Consider the following 2910-nt stretch of genomic DNA (forward strand, 5'->3'; position numbering starts at 1 on the left):
CATAACTTTCTACTATGTAATAGAAAAAGTCTATATCTGTTACTTGTCCACCTAAAGCTTTGGCTTTTTTATATGCAAATATGTCCTTTGTTGCTGTATATGGTATATCCTCTGGTATTGTTACACTATCACCCTTTGGCATACCAAAGTGAAATCTTATTCCATCTTTTAGTATATTACATGCTAAAAAAGGTTCTTATTCATGTTTCTTCTTTAGACTGTAGTCAGTTGGTAATTACACACAACTATTTACAGTCCCATTTATGCAGTAAATTTATACTATCTTAATAAGCTAAATTTGTAATCATTTCGTTGAACTTATTTTACCATTAATAATTTTTATCACTATACAGTAAAAAACATATTTTTTCCCAAGTTAGAATAGTTATGTCTAAATTTAAATAATTATTCTTTAGATTCATGTAACATTAATAATAAATCATTAAAAGAATCGCATAAATGTTTCGTAGCTGCTTGTTTATTATTGAATGCTTTTTCATGTTGCCAAAATACTATAGTTGGTTGCTCATTATTTCTGTAGTCAAAACATATTAAGTTTCCAAATGGATCTTCAGCAAATGGAATTACTCTTTCAATCAATCGATCTTTAACATCATTATAAGTTTCTATGATGTTACTTACATCTTCTTCGTCTAAACTCAATAAATTATTAAATACTTCTTCATTTCCATTCAACGTAAATCTATTGGGTTTAGGATAACCACCATCATTTTTCAGTATACATTCAACATAGTCTTTGGGGAACTTAATACCAAAAATAGTTTCTACTTTCAAAACAATAGTCATTTCAACACCTTGATTTTCACATATCCATCTTATATTATTACTCATAATAAATCCTCCTCTATTTATTTCCTGGTCCCCAGATACTAAATCCTCCATTATGACCAGTTTTTCTATGCAATTTTCTATCGACTAACTGCATTAAGCCCACTTCTTGATGATGATGCCATGTAAATCTCTTAGGTAATCCACCATCTTTAAATATTTCAATTTCTACTTTTGTAAAATTGCTTCTAAGCTTAGAATCTTTAACTATATCTTGATATAATGCTTTACTTGCTCTATCAAAATGAGTTCCTCTTGATTTTAAGTAATCAGATGGGTCTAATTTCATTTGATATTTAGATTCAAATATAGGGAACCCTTTCATATCAAATTTAACACCTGAAACTGGATGAGTCTTACCAACCATATTTAGCCTCCCATTATCTTCACCAGTCCCCTCAGTAGACTTCCCACTACCAGAATCCTTCTTAACTGTTTTCTTTTTCTTTCCATTTGGATCTGAAGCAAATCTACCTTTTTCATCTCTCCAGTGTCCACTGTCCTTATCGTAAGAGATTTTACTACCTCCACCAGAGGACTTATTCATTGTACTACTCTTACTATAGGAAATATTATTAGAAGCTCCTCCACCTACTGTGCCCAGAGCCAAGCGATTGTTATTACCTATAGCATTATTAATTGTCTCTGACATGCTATCGACTATTCTTTTACTGCTTCTTTCTATTGCATCCATTCCTTTGTTGCCTACATCTACTATATGATCTAGTGCTTGTTTTGGATGTTCTATAACTTTCTTTGCTCTATCTACACTTTCCCCTACAAAATTACCTATCTGTTTCTTTCCTTTTGTTAGCCAATCTCCTACTTCTTCTCTACCTTTTTTAGTGAATACTTTTCTTGCACCCTTTGGTACAAACTCAAAGACACCGGAAAGCCCTACTGTAAATAATCCATCTGTTAAGGCTTCTTTTACACTTATCCCTTCACCTGTAGTTATCAAATCTATAGTTTGACTTATAAAACTTTCTGTTACTCCTTCTAGGCCATCTATTCCTAGTCTTGCAAGTAAAGATTTTGAAGCTGCTATTGGACCAAATATAGCTCCTGTTATGGCTCCCAGGACAGAATCTTTAGCTCCTATATAGGCATATTCACTAAAATCACTTACTTCTCCCCTTCTTATATCCGACACTGCTTTACTTCCTACAGCTATTGTACCACTTATCGCCCCAAATTTTACAACTGCTCCTACTACTGCTGCTCCTGCTCCAAATGTTGAAGCTGTTAAAGCTACTGCCGCTGTTGCTGCTGCTACCACCAATAATGCTTTTCCTACATTTTTAAATAGTTTACCCCAACTAAATCCAGGTGGCTCCACTTCCTTAGGTGCATCATCAAACTTTGCAAAGGTAGTAGCATCCCTTCCCTTTAACAATACATTCTCTGATAAAAAGTGAAACTCACTTTCCACTGTAAAACCATTACTCTTTTTACTTCTACTGACTATTATCTGGCTAGTGGCTTTTATCCTTATACTCTTTGGAGTATATAAGGATATATTATCCTTTGCCCTTAGTATTATCTTTTTGTAGCTTGATATCTCTACTCCTGTGTCATCATTTATTGCTATCTGTAGTGGATTGTTAAAGTTTCCTACTATATTTATTGCTTTAGGGGTTATTTCCCATTGGTTTTTATGTTCTGTTTCAAAGTATCGTATTTCTGGGTTGGCTGTCTTTTTACAGGTGTCTCCATTTTTACGGACACTTTCTATTACCTTTCCATCCTTTTCTTCAGATGTTGGGAGATATAGGCTGGCATAGGTTTCTAGCTTTGGCATACAGTACATTACATTTCCTGTTCTAGGGGCAAAGGGAAACCAATATGCCTTATTCTTTGGTTGCTTTTCATCTATATTTAGATGAAGCTTTACCAGTTCTTCTTTAGTGTCTAGTACTTTTCCCTCTAGGGATAGTCCATTTAATTTATCGTTATATATTTGTCTTTGGTATATGCCCTTTTCCCTTGATAGCTTGTACTTAAATGTTACAGTACTTTTTATTATTTCTGCCTTTACTTCACTTATTATTAGACTCTTTC

General features: G+C 33.5%; 2 protein-coding genes. Both read right to left on the reverse strand.

The annotated features are described in order from the left end of the window. Nucleotides 1-405: 405 nt before the first annotated feature. Nucleotides 406-903, reverse strand: coding sequence for an SMI1/KNR4 family protein (locus V6137_RS20725; protein ID WP_425449853.1), 498 nt, complete (start codon nucleotides 901-903; stop codon nucleotides 406-408). After that, nucleotides 866-2910 (reverse strand): HNH endonuclease (locus tag V6137_RS20730; protein ID WP_425449854.1); only part of this gene is annotated, 2045 nt, incomplete at its 5' end. The genes V6137_RS20725 and V6137_RS20730, both read right to left, overlap by 38 nt.

The sequence above is a fragment of the Dethiothermospora halolimnae genome (assembly GCF_037577855.1).
Taxonomy (GTDB): Bacteria; Bacillota; Clostridia; order Tissierellales; family VENL01; genus Dethiothermospora; species Dethiothermospora halolimnae.

Excerpts from the sequence above, each read along its gene's own strand:
- V6137_RS20725 (WP_425449853.1), bottom strand. The coding sequence starts at position 903 with ATGGAGGATTTAGTATCTGGGGACCAGGAAATAAATAGAGGAGGATTT.